This window comes from Mesorhizobium sp. M7A.F.Ca.ET.027.03.2.1, from assembly GCF_003999175.1.
Lineage (GTDB): Bacteria > Pseudomonadota > Alphaproteobacteria > Rhizobiales > Rhizobiaceae > Mesorhizobium.
In genome coordinates this window covers 1-2,339 of sequence record NZ_RZOM01000986.1, presented here as the reverse complement: position 1 = coordinate 2,339, position 2,339 = coordinate 1, and the positions used below count along the sequence as shown (strand labels likewise).

Below are 2,339 nucleotides of genomic sequence, written 5' to 3'. Positions count from 1 at the left end.
CCTTGTCGAGTTCGGTCAGCGCGCCGGCCCAGTCGATGGTTTCGGCGACGCCAGGCACCTTGAACAATTCGATCTGGCGCAGCTTCTGGATGAAGGAGACCACTTCGGCCGAAAGCCGCTGGTTGGCCTGCGGCACCTTACGGCGCACGATCTCGAGTTCGCGCTCGGCGTTGGGATAGTCGACCCAGTGATAGAGGCAGCGCCGCTTCAGCGCATCGTGGATTTCGCGGGTGCGATTGGTGGTGATGATGACGATCGGCGGTTCTTCCGCCTTGATGGTGCCGAGTTCGGGCACCGTCACCTGGAAGTCGGACAGGATTTCGAGCAGAAAGGCCTCGAAGGCCTCGTCGGTGCGGTCGAGCTCATCGATCAGGAAAACCGGGGCAGCGCCCGTCTTTCCGGTCAGCGCATCGAGCACCGGGCGGCGGATCAGGTATTTTTCGGAAAAGACGTTGCGCTCCATGGCGGAGCGCTCGACCTTGCCGGCCGCCTCCTCCATGCGGATCTCGATCATCTGCGCGGCGTAGTTCCACTCATAGACGGCGGACGAAACGTCGAGGCCTTCATAGCACTGCAGGCGGATCAGCCGGCGACCGAGCGCCTGTGCCAACACCTTGGCGATCTCGGTCTTGCCGACGCCGGCCTCGCCCTCGAGGAACAGCGGCCGCTTCATACGCAACGACAGGAACAGCACGGTCGCCAGCGACCGGTCCGCCACATAGTCCGCACCGGTCAGGAGATCGAGCGTCTCGTCGATCGTCCGTGGCGCGGCGCGCGGTTTCAGCTCGGTCATTCTTTCTCCGTGAACGCCGCCGCTCCGCTGTCCAGAACGTGGTAGCCGCGGGCGTGGTAGATCAGCGGCCGCAAATTATCGCCCATACGCAGACCTGTCACCTTGCCAAAAAGCACACGATGGGTGGCCAGATCCTTGGTGTCGATCAATTCGCAGTCGAACACGGCAAGCGCGCCTTTCAGCGTCGGCGCGCCGGTGGAGATCACATCCCATTCGCCAAGCGCGAAACGTTCCTCGACCGGCAGGCCGGTGATGCCGGAAAAGCCGACCGACAGCGGCTCCTGGTGCGAGGCCAGCGTGTTCAGGGCAAACCTGCCGTTTTTCACGAACAGCTCATTTTTGGCATTTTCGCGGTTGAGACAGACCAGGATGGTCGGCGGCGTGTCCGACACCGAACAGGCGGCGATCACCGTCGTGCCGCGCTTGCCGGCCGGCCCGTCGGTGGTGACCACATGGACGTGGCCGGCAAAGTGGCTCATCGCGTCGCGATAGGCCTGCGGCCCAATGTCGTTCTTCTTCAGCACCGTATTTTTTCCATGGTCAGGATCCTACCGACATATATGGCCAGATATAGCCCGCCACAAGCGAAGTGCCTGAGCCATATCCCGAAATTCCCGTGTTGCACCAAGGCCGGGCAGCCTTTAGGTCTTGGCGGCAATAGTGCCGGGAGCATAGAGCCGGCACGGAGGGACCCATCGCTCGAATGCGACCCAGGACAAGAACAATAGCGGCGCTGTTCTGGCTGTTTCTGGCCAGTGCCGCGAATGCCCAGACGCTGCTCGTCGGCGTCGCGGCACCGATATCGGGACCATCTGCCATTCTCGGCAAGCAGATCGAGGCCGGGACCGGCCTGGCGGCCGACGCGAACGGCATCGAACTGAAGACCGTGGATGACGCCTGCACCGCCGATGGTGGCGCTGTCGCGGCCAGGGAATTCGCCGCTGCCAAGGTCAATATCGTGGTCGGCTTTCTCTGCACCGAGGCGATCGAGGCGGCGATGCCGATCCTGAAGGACGCCGGCATTCCGGTCATCACCATTGGCGTACGGACCGAAAGCCTGACCGACCGCCGCGCCAAGACCGGCTGGCCGGTCTATCGCCTCGGGCCACGCGGCGACGATGAGCGCAACGCCATCGCGTCCGCCCTCACCCATCTATGGCAGAACGAGCTGTTCGCCATTATCGACGACGGCACCATCTACGGACGTGAGATCGTCGAGACGTTGCGGGCAGCGGCCGAACAGGCAGCGCTGAAACCGGTATTCGTCGACACGTTCCGGCCACAGCTCGACAACCAGATCGGCATGATCGGCCGGCTGAAGAAGGCTGGCGCGACGCATGTCTTTGCCGGTGGCGACGGCGACGACATCGCCATCATGGGCCGCGATGCCGCACAGCTTCAGGCGGGCATCGTCTTTGCCGGCGGCGAAAATCTCCGCACACCGCCGGGCGATGTACCCTATGCCGTGGGCACGCTGATGATCGCACTGCCTGAATGGGCCGATGTCGCCGATCCAAAAGTGCTGGCGGCATTTGACGCTAAGAAG

3 protein-coding genes are annotated in these 2,339 nt (G+C 63.2%); 1 reads left to right on the top strand and 2 read right to left on the bottom strand.

Annotated elements, in window-relative coordinates; translation table 11 throughout:
• Both EN750_RS30040 and EN750_RS30035 read right to left on the bottom strand, forming a co-directional pair.
• Positions 1 to 793 (bottom strand): MoxR family ATPase (locus EN750_RS30040; RefSeq protein WP_145968044.1); only part of this gene is annotated, 793 nt, incomplete at its 3' end.
• On the bottom strand, positions 790 to 1,317 hold the full coding sequence (locus EN750_RS30035) for a flavin reductase (RefSeq protein ID WP_095791541.1): 528 nt from the start codon (positions 1,315 to 1,317) through the stop codon (positions 790 to 792). The genes EN750_RS30040 and EN750_RS30035, both read right to left, overlap by 4 nt.
• 179 nt (positions 1,318 to 1,496) lie before the next feature.
• Between EN750_RS30035 and EN750_RS30030 the strand changes: the two genes are divergently transcribed.
• Positions 1,497 to 2,339 (top strand): ABC transporter substrate-binding protein (locus EN750_RS30030; protein WP_145968043.1); only part of this gene is annotated, 843 nt, incomplete at its 3' end.